The organism is Desulfotomaculum defluvii, from assembly GCF_054657375.1.
This window is the reverse complement of sequence record NZ_BAAHYV010000004.1, coordinates 87,343-104,782: the sequence shown is the minus strand read 5'-3', so window position 1 is coordinate 104,782 and position 17,440 is coordinate 87,343. Positions and strand designations below refer to the sequence as shown.

Sequence of the window (17,440 nt, the reverse complement as noted above, 5' to 3'; positions counted from 1 at the left end):
GGACTTACCCCCTTTCTAGTTATCATCTTATGTTGGGGGTAAGCGTGTTGTGATTATTTGCTAATAGCTAATGACTAACGGCTAAGATTACTTAGTATACTTATCAGCCACACTGGAGGCAGCAAAGGAATCCGGTTTTATTTTTGCCTTAAACCCACTACCAGTAACCATTCCCACCACTTCTCTAATTAAATCCTTTGTTTCACCTTGAGTTCCCACATCAATATGTATCTCAACCGATAAATTTTCAAGCCCACCTTCTAATAATAAATTTGTTATCTTTGCTCCCAATTCAAGACTCAGAGATGTTTCATAATAAATTTTTTGACGCAAACTGTTAATTCTCTTTTGCATCTTTTTATGGTAATAATATCTAGCACCCTTACCTTTACGATGAACAATAACCGCAGTGACAAAACAGGTTTCACTGCGAACCTGCGAATCTGTTCCCACTACGATCTTATAAGAAGAGCACGGGAGATTTTTAATATAATTTAAAATATCCCCCACCATCTCATTAAAGTTCATTTTACCTTTGGAAGGGCTAATAAAATCCATATATTCCTCCACTAGCTACCCGTCTATTTGTGATAACGGTAAAAAGTATTTGCTAGCATAGCAAAATCTTCGATGGACAGCGTCTCTCCTCTTCTAGTTGGCTCAACACCTATTTTTGACAGTATTTCTAGCCAGACTTCTTTTTCTGCTAACCCAGATCCAGTCAGTGAATTTAGCAAAGTCTTTCTTCTTTGCCCAAAGGCTGCTCGAACAACTTTAAAAAACATTTCCTCATTTTGCAAATTCACTGGAGGGTTTTTTCTTCTGGTTAATCGAATAACTGCAGATTCAACATCTGGTGCTGGATAAAATACTGTTTTAGGGACCCTAGTTACGATCTCCGGTATAGTATAATATTGAACAGCTACGCTAAGACTTCCATAATCCTTACCTCCAGGGGAAGCTTGCATACGGTCTGCCACTTCCTTCTGCATCATCACAACCATTCGATTAAAATTAAAACCGCTGGTTAACAAATGCATCAAAATAGGTGTAGTTATGTAATAGGGGAGGTTCGCTACCAAATTAAAACTATTGCCGTTAGTACCAAAGGCACCAGCAGTATGTTCTGCAGCAATCTGATCAAAATTTACTTTTAGAGCATCTGCATGAACAACTTTAGCATTATCAAATTCTGCCAAGGTCTCCTGCAGTATGGGCAATAAATTTTGGTCAATCTCCACAGCGATAACTTTACCGGCTGAGCAGGCCAGACGCCGGGTTAACACGCCAAGACCAGGCCCTATTTCAAACACCAGATCCTCCGGGGTCAAATCTGCAGCATTTACAATCTTATCAATAATATTAGCGTCCATTAGAAAGTTTTGACCCAAAGACTTCCTTATTTTAAATCTGTAGGAGTTAATAATGTCCTTAACCACTGAAGGCGATGTTAATTCTCGCAAGTTTCATTTCCTTCCTATCTATTTCAAAGTTTATAGTTATTATACCCCGTTATTAGATAATCACAAAAGGCATTAGCTGTTAGCTGTTAGCTGAAATGCACAAAAGCCCCCGGCCCATGACTGACCTATTAGCCACAAGCGAAAAAAGCTAATAGCAAATGGCTAACGGCTAAAAGAGGCCTCCCAACAAACGTGAGAGACCCTTTTCATCCTTACATTATCACTAGTTGTTGTTCTTACCATTACTCCAGGACATATACCCTTGTATGCCTTTTACCCCAAGCAAGGGCTTCAGTATCTGTTTCATAAAACAGATCAATGCGATTCCCTTTGATGTTCCCTCCAGTATCTAGGGCTGTGACTTTTCCATAGCCCTCCACATATAATCTTGTTCCAAGAGGAATAACTGCAGGGTCAACTGCCGCTACTCCGGAACAGGGTGGAATACCTGAAGCAGTATTATTTCCAGTGTAAGAATATCCTGTGGCCAACATGGTCAAAGCTCTACTAAAACGAAGGTTTTGCCCTCCACGGCTAACTGTACTTAAAGTGCCATATTGAACAATGCTATTTACAGGTTTTTCTAGTTCCTCTCTGACTTCACATGTACGACTTACTTCTACACCATTTTCATATCGAATAGACCAAACCTCTCTTTGCAAACCCTCTTTACCACCCTTTACTTCTTTAACAAATCCCCGGGCCATTTCAGGGTTGGCAATGCGTTCAGTCTTAAAAGGTATTGCATAATGCTGGTATTCTTTTTTAACTTCCACTCGGATAATCTCAATGTCCATGTTCTTTTCTAATGACGTTGTAAGAGCGGGCAGTACCTGATCTTCCGACTTGAGCTGGATATTTTGTTCTACCAACAATCCCTTTACATCTTTACTACTTGTAAAAACTACATCATGCTTGCCGTCAACCCGAAGGTTCACCGGGATCTCCCCAGTAACCATCTCACAAATAAAACTCTCTATTTGATCAATTATTTTAGGTATGGTTATCGTCTTTGACCACAGGGCAAACCCTAGAACCACTGAAGTCATAACCAATAAAGAAGAAATACCGATCAATGCAGCCATGGCAGCTTTTTTACTGGACTGTTTTGCTTCCAGCCTCGCTAGTGTAGGTCGTGGAGATTGAGTAGGCCATTCCACTGGGCACCAATTCATAGACTCCCCCCTTAGTGGTGCCAGCTCATAAGAAAATCTTCCTCTCAAGGCTGACCCCTAAGTCTTATTGGAATCTATTCTCCCAGTAGGTGAACTTACCTTCTCAAAAATTTATACATATTCCACTGTGTAGCAACAGATGATAGCATAGTTTTTATAAAGGTTTAGGCTTTATTTATGGTAATTATTCTAATATATGAACCTTTACAGTGCGTCTACCCCAATTTATTGCTTTATTGTAGTTATTGAAAAAAACGTCGATTCGATTACCCTTTATGTCGCCACCTGTGTCTGAAGCAATGGCATAGCCGTAGTTTTCGACATATAATTTTGTCCCAAGGGGAATCACCCTTGGATCAACTGCCACAACACCCTCAGAGGGATAAGTGCCAGTGGCAGTCCGGTTGCCAGTGTGGGTATAGGCTGTGGAAACTACTGTTATAATTTCTTTTTCCTTTTTAGGCATATTAGCATTTCGAATTGCTCCTCCCGCTGCTGGCCTAGAGGTTCCACGTGAAACCGTAACTTGGGGGCCATAGGCAATTATCTGTGGTTCTGGTTTTCTTACAACCTCGCTTCTTAGCTTCTCTCTCCTAACCTCTCTGCCATCCTGATAGGTTATTTGAATATATTGACGACTCAATCCACATCTACCTTGCTTTATTAATTTTTGTTCCCCTGTCTGAAGATTGTAGTCTGGCTTTTTTAAAATCCCATACTGAATATATTCTTGATTTGTTACTTCCTCTGTATCAACGCGGGTTACACGAATACACAAATCATCCCTAACTACGGTACGCAAGGGTGGATCAACAATGTCAGCTCTTCTTAAAGTTACCTGTGCTTTTTCCAATGCATCTGCCACAGTCCCCTGGAAATGGATAACCGGGATCTCCCGACGATCCACCACAACTAGCAGATAATTCGCACAGCAGAGGCAATACACAATAAATACTATACCTGTGAAGAGTACCCCTAAGAGGAGCCGACAGGCCTTATCTTGCCATAGCTTATACACCGTCCCGATAATGAAACCCCCTTTACACATTTCTAGTGCCTTTAAGAATAAATATATTCCTTCAGGTACGAAAATATGTCAGTTCAAGGGGGTTGTATGGTAATATATTCCAACTGTCAGTACCTAAACATTGGGTAGTTATGACTAAAGGCTTTTTTCAAGGGGACACGCCCATTTATACCATTCCACGAATATACTATACCAGCCGGTCATGCTTGCCTGCCGAGCTTGGCCCCGAGGAATAGAAGGAGGTTTTGTATATGCCTAACGGTACTGTATGCCAATTGGTAAATTTACCAGTGGTGATCGGCGATGTAGTGGCATCGGTAACGGTTGAAAACGTCACTTGCCTGGATGAGCAGGCAAAAAAAGTAGATCATATCGATGTAATGGTTCGGGACCTAGAGGCCGAACCAATATTCGGAAGAACGATTGCTCCTGATACAGCCGGCGGTACGGCAAATGCCTATCCTAATAACCATCCTAGCTTTTGTTATAGCCCTAAAACTACCCTGCATGTAGGAGAAGCAGTTTGTGGACCCAGAGAACTAAAAGGGGTTCGAATTCATGGTACTATACACAAACAAATTTACTACGTAGATAAGCATGACGATGTGCGCCATCTGGGCGAGGATATTGATTTTACAAAGGTTATAGATCTTAATCCCCCTTTAATTATTTTGCACCCTAATAATATAGACATTGACCTCCGCAATGTGGAGCTACAGGTGGACTTTGATCTACACAAATCAAATCGCATCCAACAAATTGCCACTGTTTCTTTTTTAATAAAGATCGTTGAAGATACCCAAATGTTCGTATCTATTTTCCCCAATGGTTGTGAACCCACTGCAACTCTGGGTATTCAAGATACCTTTGACGACTTTATAGGAAATCTCCCCACCAACTGGCAGGGAGAAAACGTCGGACCAAACCCCAGTGGCAGAACTGGGCAAGCGGTGGAATTGGGTGTTTGCCCCACCAGACCGGCCAGTCTTGCCAGGAATGTTCCAGATATTGTTGGCGGTCAAACCTATGCATTAACATTTTGGGCCAGATCCTTAGAAAAAATGGCCGATCCCTGTTGTTTTACCCTGTTAGCCCAGATCATCTTTCTAGATGCTTCAGGTAATCCTATTGATACGGTTAGGCAAACAATCCGATCCCAAGATCTTAGTGATACCTACAGACAATTCAGTATTTCTGGTACGGCACCAGAGGGTACCACTGCAGCTATGCTTGGCTTTGTATTCACACCGGAGTCCTATAATACCTGCTCTGTACTCATCGATGATTTAACCTTTGCCCCTGTTTAAAGATTAGCCCTGCTTTTTAAAAAGGCTGACGGCTGATGGCTAAGAACTTTCATGTACAGCCATTAGCCGTCAGCCATTGGTTTTATCGGTAAACCGAACAGCCGGATAGTATTCTCCGCCGCCCTTTGGGCCAGTTCTTGGGCATCCATATTTTTTAGCCTTGCCACATGATCCACTACATATTGAACATAGGCTGGCTCATTACGCTTACCCCTGTGGGGTACAGGTGTTAAATAAGGGCAATCAGTTTCCACCAGTAAGCGATCCAGGGGAACTATCTCAGCTATATCCTTTAGCTTACCAGCGTTGGCAAAGGTCACTGGACCTGCCAGGGAAATATATAAGCCTAGTTTCATGCATTCTTGGGCTATTTCCCAACTGGCGGAAAAACAATGCATAACTCCCCCCGCTGGGTAAGGTGCTTCTTCACGTAATATCTGCATAATATCCCCATGGGCATCACGATCGTGGATAATAAAGGGCTTATTTAATTCCTTTGCCAATTGTAATTGCTCCCGAAAAACTTTTTTTTGGATATCCCTAGGGGACAAGTCATAATAATAATCTAATCCTATTTCCCCTATGGCTACCACCTTTGGATGTTCCGCCATTTTCCTGAGCTGTTCCAAGTACTTTTCTGGAGCTTCCTTTGCATCATGGGGATGTATACCAACGGCTGCATAAATGAAGGGGTATGAATCAGCCAATTTAACTGATCTACCAGAAGATACAAGGTCATAGCCTACATTAATAACTGCCGTTAACTTTTCTTCACAACGAGCAATTACCTGGGTTTGATCTTCATTGAAACGTTCATTATCAAGATGAGCGTGGGAATCGATTAGCAAACTTAAAACCTCCTCTATTAGTTTTTAGTCTTTAGCTATTAGCCATTAGCTTTTAAATAAAAATAGATTATTGATCATTTATAGCTAGCAACCTGACGATTTTAGTAAAGTGCATACACTTTTACTCCTTCCGTCAGTTTTCGCTGCCACCTTCCTCAAGAAGGTTTTATTATCCCCCTCTCAGAGGGAGATGTCATGAAGTGACAGTGGGAGTTAGGCATTTTCATAGGGGTTTGTTACTGAGTGTCATGGGCGATAAGTTTTATTTTTGAGGCTAACAGCTAATGACTAATGGCAAAATACCATGGCCAGTGTTACCCTACGAAAGGTACCAACCAACCATGGTATATATTCCATCCTAGATTTATTCCAAGGTCTTCAAATCAATACGAGGAAACAGCACTTCACCACGTTTAACGGTTGTTCCGGCTGGTATTTTACCCCAGCGCAGGCTCTCCCAAGTATGAAGTTCAGAATTACCTTCGATGCCCAATTGAGGCCAGACGCGAGCTGGCAAGTTCGGCATAAAGGGCGTAATCATAACCGTGGCAAAACGCATGATTTCCGCCACATTATACAAAACGGTATTCAATCTTTCGGTCTGACCGTTTTTAGCCAACGTCCAAGGAGCAGTCTCTTCTAAGTACTTATTAGCTCTACCAACCATCTGCCAAATGGCCGCTATAGCATTAGAAATCTCGCTCTTCTCCATATATTCTTCTACAAGTTTGGGTGTAGCTGTGGCTAAATCGATTAGTTCAGCATCAGGCCCCTCTGGGGCTCCGGGCATTTGTAATACACCCTGTTGGTATTTTTCCATCATGGTAGCAGAACGGGATAATAGGTTGCCGTAATCATTGGCTAGATCTGTATTGATACGTTTTACCATAGCTTCCTCAGAATATAAGCCATCAGAACCAAAGGGAAGTTCCCTCAGTAGGAAATAACGCACTGCATCTACACCATACTTATCAATTAACACATGGGGATCTACTACATTCCCCTTAGATTTAGACATTTTGCCGCTATCCAATAGCAACCATCCATGCCCAATTACTTTCTTTGGCAAGGGTAAATCTAAGGCCATTAGCATAATTGGCCAAATAATAGTATGAAAGCGAACAATGTCCTTACCCACCAAATGAATATCCGCAGGCCAATATTTTTGGTAAAGGCTGTCATTATCTGTATCATAGCCCAAAGCCGAAATATAATTTGTCAGGGCATCTACCCAAACATAGACAACATGTTTTGGATCAAAGGGAACTTGAATACCCCAGTCAAATGTGGTTCTTGATACACAAAGGTCTTCTAAGCCTTGTTTTACAAAACTTACCATTTCGTTACGACGGGAAACAGGTTGAATAAAATCTGGGTTTTCTTCAATGAACTTTAACCAACGATCGGCATATTTGGACTGACGGAAAAAGTAACTTTCTTCCCGGACCTTCTCTACTTCCCTCTGACAGTCAGGACATTTTCCCTCTGCCAACTGAAATTCCGTAAAGAAAGTTTCACAGGGTGTACAGTACCAGCCCTCATATTCGGATTTATAGATATCTCCTTGATCATAAAGTTGTTGAAAAAACTTTTCTACCACTTTGCGGTGACGCTCATCAGTAGTTCGAATAAAGTCGCTATAACTTACATCCAACCTTTGCCAGAGCCTTTTAAATCCTGCCACAATATGATCTACATACTCTTTAGGCGTTTGACCTTTGGCCTTGGCAGCCCGTTCAATTTTTTGTCCATGTTCATCCGAACCAGTTAAAAACCATACATCATAACCAGTTAGCCTCTTGTAACGGGCAATGGCATCTGCAGCAACAGTGGTGTAGGCATGACCGATATGTAAGTTGTCGCTGGGATAATATATTGGTGTAGTAATGTAAAAATTGGCCAATTTAATAACATCCCTTCTCATTTTATTATTTAGTCCCATGGCTCATGGCACACAGCATATAAAATAAAAACCTCGCTCCCTTGCAGGGGCGAGGTTATTACCCGCGGTACCACCCTAGTTTACTGCCACCTTGAGTGACAGCCTTAGTAAGTGCATATGCACTAATTAGCATTAACGGCGCTTCCCCGACCAGCCCTAACAGGAAAATCCATTCGAACCAGCAGCTCCAAGGCCATGTTCAATCGTTCTTACCCTGCGGGCTTTCACCTTTCCCCACTCTCTTTAAGGGTAGCCTCGATTTACTCATCCCTATCATCGCTTTTACTAAAACGATTTTATAAAACATAATTTTACATGTCAAGTTTTCCCTAAAACTTTAATTTTTATACCATAAAATTACAAAAATAAAAGTAAAATATTGACTATTCCGGTTACTACTGGTATGATTAGTTGTAGTAAATTCTGGTATCGTGTCGATTGCATAATAGGGAGGGAGAGCGGAATGAAATCCACAGGTATTGTTCGTAAAGTGGACGAGCTGGGAAGGGTAGTTATCCCCATCGAATTGCGCCGTACACTGGGCATAGACGAAAAAGATGCCCTAGAAATTTACGCAGACAACGAGAAAATTATTTTGCGCAAATACGAGCCGGCTTGTGTATTCTGTGGTAATGCTTCAGATGTTACCCATTACAAAGGTAAAATGGTATGTCATGAATGCATTATTGCTATGGGGGAAAGTGTTAATAAGGAAGTTGTATAGTGCAAAATCGAGAGGCCAGTAGCCTCTCGATTTTATTTGATTATTAATCTATACAATCCAGTCTACTATCTACATCATCTAGTCGATTACTATTTGATCTAACCGACTATCGATATTGTCAATTTTATTAAGAATTAATTTTAAAATTTCTTCCATTAAGCCCACCGGAATTGCCAGAATATTTTTCCCTAGCCGTTAACTTTAGTTATTGATAGTTAAAAAAGCTAACGTCTAAGGACTAATGGCTAATAGCTAGACCCCAAAGGAATAACCTAAAGCCCCCCATGTGCCACTGCATATACTTCTCTCTTTGGTAGACCCCTTAATTGAGCTACCTGTTTAATTGCTTCCTTCTTAGAATACCCCTGCTGTATCAGCGCTTCTAGGTGTTCAGCAATGGAGGTATCAGACCATTGATCCTCCACCTCTTGACTCAGGTCTTCCTTCGTTAGTCCCTCCACAATCAAACAAATCTCCCCGCGGGGGTGGTTATTATCATAGTGTACCAGCAATTCAGAAAGTACGCCTCGTCTAAATTCCTCGTGTACCTTTGTTAGTTCCCTAGCCACAACACCATGTCGATCTCCAAATTCCTGCAGCATATCTTTAAGAGTATCTTTTAAACGATGAGGTGATTCATAAAAAATCATGGTTCTTTGTTCAGATTTTAATACTTGGAGTTGCTTACGCCTTGTTTTTCGCTGGTTGGAGAGAAACCCTTCAAAAACAAACTTATGCGTAGGAAGCCCTGAAGCTACCAGTGCTGCTATTCCTGCGGAGGGCCCTGGCAATGGTACCACTGCAATTTCATTTTTTAGAGCTAATTTTACCAATTCTGCTCCAGGGTCAGAAATCCCAGGCATTCCGGCATCTGAAACCAGTGCAACATTTTCACCCTTCTTTAATCGGTTTATTAAATGTTCTTCCTTGCCTTCGCTACTATGGGAGTGGTAACTAATCAACGGCGTGTGTATATCAAAGTGACTTAAAAGCTTTCGTGTATGGCGGGTATCTTCAGCTGCGATACAATCCACCTCTTTAAGAGCTCGTAGTACTCTTAGGGTAATATCTTCTAAATTACCAATGGGCGTAGCACAAAGAAATAGAGTGCCGATCGTTTTATGTTCCATCCTGTGCTTCTCCTCGGTTCATTAAGGCATAACAAAAGATACACTCACCCTCACGGCCTTTACCAAAATACATATTGCAGATGTGGAAACCTTTATCATATAAATCCCAAAGGTTTCTCGCCCCAGGTTTTTTCTGGGTATTTACTACTTGTCCGTCTTCTAGATAAAGACCTGCTAGTTCCCGTCTTAAACGGGCATTTTCATCCTCAAGCTCCTTTATATCTTGTTTTAAGCGATCCACTTCATCACATATTTGACGCAGTGCCTGTTCTAATCGATTAATCCTGCCGGGCAGGGCAGCCACAGTTGCATTCACCTCGGCCTTTTTTTATTTTCAATTCATTTAATGGATATTCCCGAACAACCTTGCTCTCCTGCAATTCTACGCTCACAGTCTTTCTAAAAATATTTACCGCTATAATTTTTCCTTCACCCTCTGCTACCACCACTTGGGTACCTATCTCAGGGTAATCGGCCTTGGCCTCTTCATAGACATCATTTTCGTATTTTAAGCAACACATTAGACGACCACAAATACCAGAGATCTTGGTGGGATTTAAAGATAGGTTCTGCTCCTTAGCCATCCGTATGGATACTGGGGCGAAATCTGCCAGCCAAGAAGCACAGCAGAGTTCACGACCACAGCACCCTAAGCCGCCTACCATTTTAGCTTCATCACGTACACCGATTTGGCGTAGTTCTATTCGAGTACGAAAGACAGCCGCTAAGTCCTTTACTAATTCGCGGAAATCAATTCTGCCATCTGCCGTAAAATAAAAGATAATTTTATTACCATCAAAGGTCTGCTCTACACTAATTAATTTCATCGGCAGTTGATGTAAGGCTATCTTTTCCAGAGCCACTTCGTAAGCCTTTTGCTCTTTTTCCCTGTTTGCAGTTACCTGTAGATCATCCTCTAGTGTAGCTTTGCGAAGAACTTGTTTTAATGGTGCAACAACCTCTTCATCTGCAACATCCTTTGGGTCAACCACAACTTCCCCATATTCGATGCCCCTTGTGGTCTCCACTACAACGTGCTCTCCCTTGTTTATGCTAATATCTACCGGATCAAAATAATATACTTTTCCAGCTTTTTTAAAGCGTACCCCAACCACTCTAACCGGCATAGTCTTTTCCTCCATCGGAGTGTATTTTCATCATCATTACCTCTAGTGTCATGCGTGTATTAGCATTGGCTAGAATTTTATCCTTAGCCAATTTCACTTCCTCAATTATTTCCACCAGTTTTGCCGGAACATACCAATTTGCTTGTGCCGTAAGGTGGTCAATTTTATCTTGATTATTAAGCATACTTATCTTACCTGTATAATGATAAACTAATAAATCTCGAAACCACAAGAGCATTATTTCTAGACACTCTACAGCTTCATATCGATCAGCAGATAATTCTTCAGCAGCTTGCAAAGCCTGGTATTCACTCATTTGCGGCAGTCTCTGTAGCCACACCAGGGCTTTGGCCCGCAGGGGCCATTGATCCTCTCCCCTTGCTAACTTCAAGGCACGGCCTAAGCTCCCAGCTGCCAGTGGGGCTATTAACTGGGCCCGCTCCACTGTCATATTACAGAGAGTGATCAAACCTTTACTAATTTCTTGATTACTCAAGGGACGAAACTGAAGTTGTTGACAACGAGAAACAATGGTTGGCAGCAAACTATAGGGTTGGTCACTAAGAAGAATAAAGACTGTTTGACTCCCTGGTTCCTCCAGAGTCTTTAAAAAACAGTTGGCTGCCTCCTGAGTCATTACCTCTACTCTTTCTAGTATAAAAACATGTCGTTGACTTTGAAAGGGCTTATATTGAACCTGCCGCTGCAATTCTCTAATTTGCTCAATTTTTATTGTTGCCCCGGAGGGTGTTAATAAATGCAAGTCAGGGTGATTTCCCCCAGCAATTTGACGGCAAGAGCGGCAATTACCACAGACAACCCCTGCACCGGGAGTATCACATAGCAACAACTGGGCAAAACCTTGGGCAACAGTATGTTTGCCAATCCCGGGGGGACCCATAAATAAATAGGCATGAGCTACCCGTTGTCTTTGAACCGAGTTTTTTAACATCTGAATAATCTGTTGATGACCTATAATATTGCTTAGCCTATACACCAATTATCCCACCTATACGGGCACAAATAACTTGGTGCAGTTGTTCTGTGTTCTGACGTGCATCCAATACCAAATAGAGTTCTGGTTTTCGCTGGGCTAATTCCAGGTAGCCCCTCCGTACTTTATGATAAAAGGTTAAGGATTGGCTCTCAAGCCTGTCGGCAATCTTTTCTTTACGCGACCTTGCTAACCCCTCTTCAGGAGATAAATCCAGCAATACCGTTAAATTTGGTGCCAATCCACCACTGGCCAACTCATTAATCTTACTTAAAAAAGGTAAATCCATACCCCTGCCGTAACCTTGATAAGCCAGTGTAGAATCAATATATCGATCACATAAAACTACGGTTCCCTGCTCCAGCCGGGGTCGAATCACCTGAGCAACCAATTGGGCTCTGGCCGCAGCATATAACAAAGCTTCTGTTCGGTCCATGATCTCTGTATAACTTGGGTCAAGCAACAGTTCTCGGATTTTTTCTCCCACAGGAGTACCTCCGGGTTCTCGGGTGGCCAGGGTTTTTATTCCTTTCTGAATAAGGTATTTATCTAAAAGGTTCAGCTGAGTGCTTTTACCTGAACCATCCACGCCTTCAAATACAATAAAAATATGAGCCACCTCCTTGCTACATTGTAACCAAAATCTATCCATACTAGATTAGATTACAACCTTTAAACTCTTCAATGTCGAATCCGCAGGCCCTTGAATTTTTAAATTTTGATCCCTAACTTCAAATAGATACTCTAAAACTTGTGCGGTAATTTTTTCACCGGGACATATTACCGGGATGCCCGGTGGATAAACCGCCACTGTCTCTCCACTGATCCGGCCTAGGCAATCCTTCAAGAGAATTCTTTGATTTGAACTTTGCCAAGCTACTCTAGGACTTAAGATCACCTCTGGAGGTGGCATTGCTATTGTTTTGGGGATTACCAAGGGTTCTCCGGACTCTAACTGTACAATTTGACCTATAGCTTCCACTAATCGGGAACAATCTTCGAAGTGGGAACCCAGTGAAAGGATTGCCACTACACTGGCATAATCTGCCATCTCCGTAATAACTCCATATTTTTTCTGGAGAAGCTCCGCAGTCTGATAGCCAGTAAGCCCCCTTTCCAACAAGGAAATAGTTAAACGAGTAGCATCTAAATACCTTGCACCAGGTAACCCTAGATGTTCAACACTTAATAATCGAACCCCTGGAATACATAGAAGTTTTTCTCTACACCAATGGGTTAGTGCCAGAGTAAAATCAAGTAATTCTTTTCCTTGCCTGGCCATTTGTAACCTAGCCAAATCTAAAGATGCCATTAATATATAGGAAGGACTGGTACTTTGCACCATACGCAAAGCTTCAGTCACCAGACCTGGTGCTATTCGTTCCTCCTTCAGGTGAAGCATTGATGATTGGGTTAATGAACCACCTGTTTTATGAGTACTCTGAACCACTGCGTCGGCTCCACTAGTTAGAGCATCTGGGGGAAGTTGAGGATGAAATCTCAAGTGGGATCCGTGGGCCTCATCTACCAGCAATGGCACCCCAAACCGGTGACAAATGTTAGCAACATCAGTGACATCACCAAGCACCCCATAATAAGTTGGGCTGACTGCCATTACTGCCTTGACCTCTTTATGTTTTTCCAGCAAATCTTGGATCTGAGCTGGATCAGGACCAACCAAGCAGCCAAAATAAGGCAGTGTGGCAGGTTGATAATAAATTGGTGTTGCCCCAGATATAACTAAGCCTGATAATACAGAACGGTGCGCATTTCTGGGAACAATTATTTTATCCCCTTGGCGACAGAGGGACATAATAAGTGCAACTATACCACAACTTGTCCCATTGATTAAAAAATAGCTCCTATCTGCACCATATAAATCTGCTGCCAATGCCTGTGCCTCGGCAATCGCTTCCTGAGGGTTGTGTAGATCATCGAGTCCCGGAATTTCTGTCAAATCCATTAGAAAAATATTTTGGCCAGCCACTTTTTTAAATTCATCTGGTATAGCCTGTCCTCTTTTATGACCAGGTATATGAAATTGCACAGACATGGAGTTGATCTGGTTTTCTATTGCTTCCCAAAGGGGTGCACTATTTTGATCCATAAACCACATACCTTATAAAAATGTCTTAACAATTTATTTTATCACATACATATTTTAACTTCTATTTTAGATTCTATTTTAATTACCATTTGTTTAAGCTTATAGCTCTGTCGAGGGTGGGAAAAATAAAGATAATACTTTTTCCAGGTAAGTATAATAACTTGGCACAAGCCATGGAAAGGAGCACAATCATGCGGCAACAAATATCCCCGCAAATTGATGAAAAGGCTCTGTCTAAGAAATATCGTACCAGTGTCACTAAACTAATTCGCCTTTGGAAAGAAGGCCAAAGCGATGTAGAAATTGCCACAAATACGGGAATTGATCTCTTTACCCTACGTGAGATAAAAAATGATATCGAATTATCCTACAGAAAGTACCGCTTAGAAAAAAAGAAAGAGGCCCTTGCCAAAAGTCAGGCCTCCTTAAAACACCAAATTTTCTTAAGACCCCTTTTATAGGCATCGTAATCAGGATCATCCCAGCAAAGGTTAGTAATCTCCTGTTCACAATTAGCACAGATGCACCTTCCTAAAATTACAAGGCCAAAGTTGTTTTCAGAAATATCTGTTTGGCACAATATACATTTCAGTGTATCTTTCATCACTAGCCTCCTGCCCAGTCTTCTAATACTAGTTTCACCAAATTTCTTTAAATGAAGACTAATTCTGCTAATCTATCTTATGCTCCTGCAGTTATATAGTGTGCTTTGATTATTTTATGCCGACCAAACGTCGGCATTTTTAATTCTTATTTTTTATTGATAAGCCTATAAAAAGTATAGCCGGCAATATAATACCTAAAATTAACGCCATGATAGGGTAACTTATCACTAGGAATTTCTTAACTGTGAAAAGATCCGGAAAGGCAAAATGAGCAAGTAGAAAGATAACCATTCCAGTTGGTACTACTAGCCACCTGTAACTAGCCAAGTTAAGTAATCTAGCAGCTGTAACTGTGGCGATATAATAAAAAATGGAGATTCGACCGAAGCTCCCAAAAATCCACAAAATTACGGCCAATGACTGATAACTTACTAAGTAACTGCCAAATTTCATTTCAGCATATGTTGGATAATCAAATCTAGTTACCCCTCCTTCACCAAACATTGCCACCGGACCCGTTAATGGCCCAATAAATAAAACTCCGATAACCAATACAATCACTAAATTGTACTTCCAAATTGAAGTTGGTTTTCTTATTGAACTATGTAGGCTCCCTAGCACAACAAGTTCCCCCAACAAACCAATTAACGGTATACTGCCGAGCATAGATGGTAATATACCCTGCTCCAATAAGGGTAATAATTCATTATATTCTTTGTCCGGGGCTGCCAAGACGGCAGCTAAAATCCCTATAAATATCAAAATTGGCATTAAAATCGCATAGGTTCGGACAATACTTTCTAAACCAGACCTAACTGCAAACAAACAGAGAATCAAGAAACTAACCCCAATTAGACCCTTGGGTGTTTGATTCAGAAAAGCTGTCTTCATAAACTCCATTAAACCTCTTATTCCCAGTGCAGGTGGTAAGAGAAAATAGACAGTGTAAATAAGACCAATAAAATTACCCACTGGTTTACCAAAAAGACTAATAGCGATCTGGTCTAAGGAATGTTGCGGTTTAATCCTAGCCAGCCCGGACAGAAGCAATACCAAAACAATTCCCATCACTAGAGATATTAGTAGAGAAATCAAAACATCCCTTCCTGCAGCATCTAAAACCAGTGGCACAATATACAGGTGTCCCATTACAGTGATGGTACCAATTATTAAAAGGCATAACTGCCAGTTAGAAATTTGCATTTGCTTCAAATTATTTCCCCACCCTATGGGTTTATTAGTAACCTTTACCATTATAGCCTTCAAGTAAACCTTTCTATTTTTTAACAAGGGGTAATATTTTTTACATTTTTTTCTGATATTAGTAAAATACTACTTTTACCACGGATTACTAGGAGTGCAAGATAAATGAGTTTATTAAAAAAACTTAAGTTTTTATTTTCTTCTAAGAATGGTAATGAAAATCGTCCAAGGAAGAACTCCAGAATAGATTTTAATGATGTCTATACCAAAGAGGAGTTAGTGGGCTTACCTGTCACAGCCTCTCTCCAGCAAAATTTGAGTTCTATCACAAAAATACTAGGGCATAATGTGGATTTTGTTAAAAGAAATTTTACCTTAGGCCTAGAACAGTCCTTGCCAGGGGTCTTAATTTATATGGATGGACTAATTAACCCCAGTTCATTGGACAATGATATTTTGCGACCGCTGTTGGAACCGCATCCAAAGGGATTAACAGGTTCGGCCATGTTAAAACTTCTTGATAACGGAGGCCTCATCTCCCGGGCTGAAATGTATACAGCCAATAATTTTGATACTGTCACATCTCAGATTTTAATTGGCGATGTTGCACTATTTATAGAGGGTTATCCCAAGGCCTTGATCCTAAGTTGCAAGGGTTATAAATTACGTGCCATACCTGAACCAGTTGTGGAAAATTCTGTACGGGGCCCCCGGGATGCTTTCATTGAAAATATCTCCGTGAATATTAGCCTACTAAGAAAAAGATTAGTTACACCTAACCTAGTGGTAGAAAATACAAAGTTGGGTAAAATAAGTCAAACAAATGTCGCTGTAGTTTATATCAAGGGGATTGTATCTGAGGATCTAGTAGAAGAAGTAAACAAAAGATTAAGCGATATAGAAATTGACATTATCCTGGAGAGCGGCTACATTGAACAATTGATTCAGGATCATCCCTACTCACCCTTTCCACAGATGCTGGTCACTGAGAGACCAGATAAGGTAGTGGGATGTTTGGCAGAGGGGCGTATAGCTATTTTGACTGATAATACACCTTTCGCCTTAATTGTGCCCGGCCAATTTATGAGTTTGCTGCAAGCCTCGGAGGATTATTATTACCAGTTCTATTTTCCTACCCTTCTCCGCTGGTTGAGATACGCTGCCTTCCTGGTTGCACTGGTATTACCCTCTTTATACGTGGCCATTACCAATTACCACCAAGAAATGATTCCTACTACATTATTAATCAGTATCGCAGCTGCGCGGCAAGGAGTTCCTTTTCCCGCCTTTATAGAAGCGATTCTTATGGAAGTGGCCTTTGAAGTCCTGCGTGAAGCAGGAATTCGCCTCCCCGCCCCGGTGGGGCAGGCAGTCAGCATAGCGGGAGCCCTGATTATTGGACAAGCAGCTGTTCAAGCCAATATTGTCTCCCCGTTGATGGTTATAGTGGTTGCCTTTACTGGTATTGCCACCTTTTCCGTACCTCAGTACAACCTAGGCATTTCCGTACGCATACTGCGGTTCCCTTTAATGCTTTCGGCAGCCTTTCTAGGGCTATTTGGAGTTATGGTGGGCCTTTTAGCTATCTTACTACATTTATGCTCCCTAAGGAGTTTTGGCGTACCCTATCTAAGCCCATTGGCACCCTTTAATCTGCAAGCCTTAAAGGATACACTGATATTGGCACCCCATTGGAGCAGAAGGATGCGCCCAGCGGAATTGGTGCAGCAGCATAGACGGTCATTGGGGAACAAACAAAAACCGAAACCACCGGACCAACAACACTAG

At 41.5% G+C, this 17,440-nt stretch carries 18 protein-coding genes and 1 other annotated feature; of the genes, 4 read left to right on the top strand and 14 right to left on the bottom strand.

The features are described 5' to 3' along the window. Window positions 1-87 precede the first annotated feature (87 nt). From ACYQ03_RS02230 to ACYQ03_RS02215, 4 genes are all read right to left on the bottom strand, one after another. Entirely contained in the window at window positions 88-558 is a 471-nt protein-coding gene (locus ACYQ03_RS02230) for a ribonuclease H-like YkuK family protein (RefSeq protein ID WP_459907296.1), read from the bottom strand. Window positions 559-581: 23 nt separating this feature from the next. Next, on the bottom strand, window positions 582-1,463 hold the full coding sequence (rsmA, locus tag ACYQ03_RS02225; protein WP_459907294.1) for a 16S rRNA (adenine(1518)-N(6)/adenine(1519)-N(6))-dimethyltransferase RsmA: 882 nt from the start codon (window positions 1,461-1,463) through the stop codon (window positions 582-584). 242 nt (window positions 1,464-1,705) lie between these two features. Next, window positions 1,706-2,638 carry a resuscitation-promoting factor gene (locus ACYQ03_RS02220; RefSeq protein WP_459907293.1) on the bottom strand — a complete coding sequence of 311 codons (933 nt, stop codon included), beginning with the start codon at window positions 2,636-2,638 and terminating at the stop codon, window positions 1,706-1,708. Between the two features lie 184 nt (window positions 2,639-2,822). After that, entirely contained in the window at window positions 2,823-3,656 is an 834-nt protein-coding gene (locus ACYQ03_RS02215) for a 3D domain-containing protein (RefSeq protein ID WP_459907291.1), read from the bottom strand. A 260-nt stretch (window positions 3,657-3,916) separates the two neighbouring features. Here ACYQ03_RS02215 and ACYQ03_RS02210 point away from each other — a divergent pair, with 260 nt between their 5' ends. Beyond that, window positions 3,917-4,972: a hypothetical protein gene (locus ACYQ03_RS02210; protein WP_459907289.1), complete on the top strand. Its 1,056-nt coding sequence runs from the start codon at window positions 3,917-3,919 to the stop codon at window positions 4,970-4,972. 62 nt (window positions 4,973-5,034) lie between these two features. Here ACYQ03_RS02210 and ACYQ03_RS02205 read toward each other — a convergent pair whose 3' ends face one another. Next, window positions 5,035-5,820: a TatD family hydrolase gene (locus tag ACYQ03_RS02205; RefSeq protein ID WP_459907288.1), complete on the bottom strand. Its 786-nt coding sequence runs from the start codon at window positions 5,818-5,820 to the stop codon at window positions 5,035-5,037. Window positions 5,821-6,184: 364 nt separating this feature from the next. Continuing rightward, window positions 6,185-7,744, bottom strand: coding sequence for a methionine--tRNA ligase (gene metG / locus ACYQ03_RS02200; protein WP_459907286.1), 1,560 nt, complete (start codon window positions 7,742-7,744; stop codon window positions 6,185-6,187). A gap of 60 nt (window positions 7,745-7,804) precedes the next feature. Next, window positions 7,805-8,048, bottom strand: a binding site (T-box leader). Window positions 8,049-8,225: 177 nt separating this feature from the next. Between metG and ACYQ03_RS02195 the strand changes: the two genes are divergently transcribed. Next, window positions 8,226-8,486, top strand: a complete 261-nt coding sequence (locus ACYQ03_RS02195) for an AbrB/MazE/SpoVT family DNA-binding domain-containing protein (protein WP_459907285.1) — start codon at window positions 8,226-8,228, stop codon at window positions 8,484-8,486. 272 nt (window positions 8,487-8,758) lie between these two features. Here the strand turns inward: ACYQ03_RS02195 and rsmI are convergent, their stop codons facing one another. Genes rsmI through ACYQ03_RS02165 form a run of 6 tightly spaced genes read right to left on the bottom strand, consistent with a single transcriptional unit; the run spans window position 8,759 to window position 13,844 of the window. Then, window positions 8,759-9,616: a 16S rRNA (cytidine(1402)-2'-O)-methyltransferase gene (gene rsmI, locus ACYQ03_RS02190; protein WP_459907284.1), complete on the bottom strand. Its 858-nt coding sequence runs from the start codon at window positions 9,614-9,616 to the stop codon at window positions 8,759-8,761. Further along, window positions 9,606-9,920: an initiation-control protein YabA gene (locus tag ACYQ03_RS02185; protein ID WP_459907283.1), complete on the bottom strand. Its 315-nt coding sequence runs from the start codon at window positions 9,918-9,920 to the stop codon at window positions 9,606-9,608. Before ACYQ03_RS02185 ends, rsmI begins: the two co-directional genes overlap by 11 nt. Next, the gene (locus tag ACYQ03_RS02180; protein WP_459907281.1) at window positions 9,895-10,743 is read right to left on the bottom strand and encodes a PSP1 domain-containing protein; all 849 of its coding nucleotides are present in this window, start codon (window positions 10,741-10,743) and stop codon (window positions 9,895-9,897) included. Before ACYQ03_RS02180 ends, ACYQ03_RS02185 begins: the two co-directional genes overlap by 26 nt. Then, window positions 10,733-11,740, bottom strand: coding sequence for a DNA polymerase III subunit delta' (gene holB, locus ACYQ03_RS02175; RefSeq protein WP_459907279.1), 1,008 nt, complete (start codon window positions 11,738-11,740; stop codon window positions 10,733-10,735). The genes ACYQ03_RS02180 and holB overlap by 11 nt, the downstream gene beginning before the upstream one ends. Beyond that, window positions 11,733-12,389: a dTMP kinase gene (gene tmk, locus ACYQ03_RS02170; protein WP_459907278.1), complete on the bottom strand. Its 657-nt coding sequence runs from the start codon at window positions 12,387-12,389 to the stop codon at window positions 11,733-11,735. The genes holB and tmk overlap by 8 nt, the downstream gene beginning before the upstream one ends. 6 nt (window positions 12,390-12,395) lie before the next feature. Beyond that, window positions 12,396-13,844, bottom strand: a complete 1,449-nt coding sequence (locus ACYQ03_RS02165) for an aminotransferase class I/II-fold pyridoxal phosphate-dependent enzyme (RefSeq protein ID WP_459907277.1) — start codon at window positions 13,842-13,844, stop codon at window positions 12,396-12,398. 191 nt (window positions 13,845-14,035) lie between these two features. Here ACYQ03_RS02165 and ACYQ03_RS02160 point away from each other — a divergent pair, with 191 nt between their 5' ends. Continuing rightward, window positions 14,036-14,305 carry a hypothetical protein gene (locus tag ACYQ03_RS02160; RefSeq protein WP_459907276.1) on the top strand — a complete coding sequence of 90 codons (270 nt, stop codon included), beginning with the start codon at window positions 14,036-14,038 and terminating at the stop codon, window positions 14,303-14,305. Here the strand turns inward: ACYQ03_RS02160 and ACYQ03_RS02155 are convergent. Together ACYQ03_RS02155 and ACYQ03_RS02150 are read right to left on the bottom strand one after the other, a co-directional pair. After that, window positions 14,260-14,448, bottom strand: coding sequence for a sigma factor G inhibitor Gin (locus ACYQ03_RS02155; protein ID WP_459907274.1), 189 nt, complete (start codon window positions 14,446-14,448; stop codon window positions 14,260-14,262). The two genes, ACYQ03_RS02160 and ACYQ03_RS02155, sit on opposite strands and share 46 nt — an antisense overlap. 139 nt (window positions 14,449-14,587) lie before the next feature. Further along, window positions 14,588-15,652, bottom strand: a complete 1,065-nt coding sequence (locus tag ACYQ03_RS02150) for a GerAB/ArcD/ProY family transporter (RefSeq protein ID WP_459907437.1) — start codon at window positions 15,650-15,652, stop codon at window positions 14,588-14,590. A gap of 165 nt (window positions 15,653-15,817) precedes the next feature. Here ACYQ03_RS02150 and ACYQ03_RS02145 point away from each other — a divergent pair, with 165 nt between their 5' ends. Continuing rightward, a complete protein-coding gene (locus ACYQ03_RS02145; RefSeq protein WP_459907273.1) occupies window positions 15,818-17,440 on the top strand; it encodes a spore germination protein in 1,623 nt (540 codons plus the stop codon).

Bases quoted from the DNA above. Each gene is read 5' to 3' on its own strand.
- rsmI (WP_459907284.1), bottom strand. From the start codon at position 9,616: ATGGAACATAAAACGATCGGCACTCTATTTCTTTGTGCTACGCCCATT.
- ACYQ03_RS02220 (WP_459907293.1), bottom strand. From the start codon at position 2,638: ATGAATTGGTGCCCAGTGGAATGGCCTACTCAATCTCCACGACCTACA.
- ACYQ03_RS02230 (WP_459907296.1), bottom strand. From the start codon at position 558: ATGGATTTTATTAGCCCTTCCAAAGGTAAAATGAACTTTAATGAGATG.
- ACYQ03_RS02210 (WP_459907289.1), top strand. From the start codon at position 3,917: ATGCCTAACGGTACTGTATGCCAATTGGTAAATTTACCAGTGGTGATC.
- ACYQ03_RS02155 (WP_459907274.1), bottom strand. From the start codon at position 14,448: ATGAAAGATACACTGAAATGTATATTGTGCCAAACAGATATTTCTGAA.
- ACYQ03_RS02145 (WP_459907273.1), top strand. From the start codon at position 15,818: ATGAGTTTATTAAAAAAACTTAAGTTTTTATTTTCTTCTAAGAATGGT.
- ACYQ03_RS02160 (WP_459907276.1), top strand. From the start codon at position 14,036: ATGCGGCAACAAATATCCCCGCAAATTGATGAAAAGGCTCTGTCTAAG.
- ACYQ03_RS02150 (WP_459907437.1), bottom strand. From the start codon at position 15,652: ATGCAAATTTCTAACTGGCAGTTATGCCTTTTAATAATTGGTACCATC.
- ACYQ03_RS02180 (WP_459907281.1), bottom strand. From the start codon at position 10,743: ATGCCGGTTAGAGTGGTTGGGGTACGCTTTAAAAAAGCTGGAAAAGTA.
- tmk (WP_459907278.1), bottom strand. From the start codon at position 12,389: ATGGATAGATTTTGGTTACAATGTAGCAAGGAGGTGGCTCATATTTTT.
- metG (WP_459907286.1), bottom strand. From the start codon at position 7,744: ATGAGAAGGGATGTTATTAAATTGGCCAATTTTTACATTACTACACCA.
- ACYQ03_RS02165 (WP_459907277.1), bottom strand. From the start codon at position 13,844: ATGGATCAAAATAGTGCACCCCTTTGGGAAGCAATAGAAAACCAGATC.
- ACYQ03_RS02195 (WP_459907285.1), top strand. From the start codon at position 8,226: ATGAAATCCACAGGTATTGTTCGTAAAGTGGACGAGCTGGGAAGGGTA.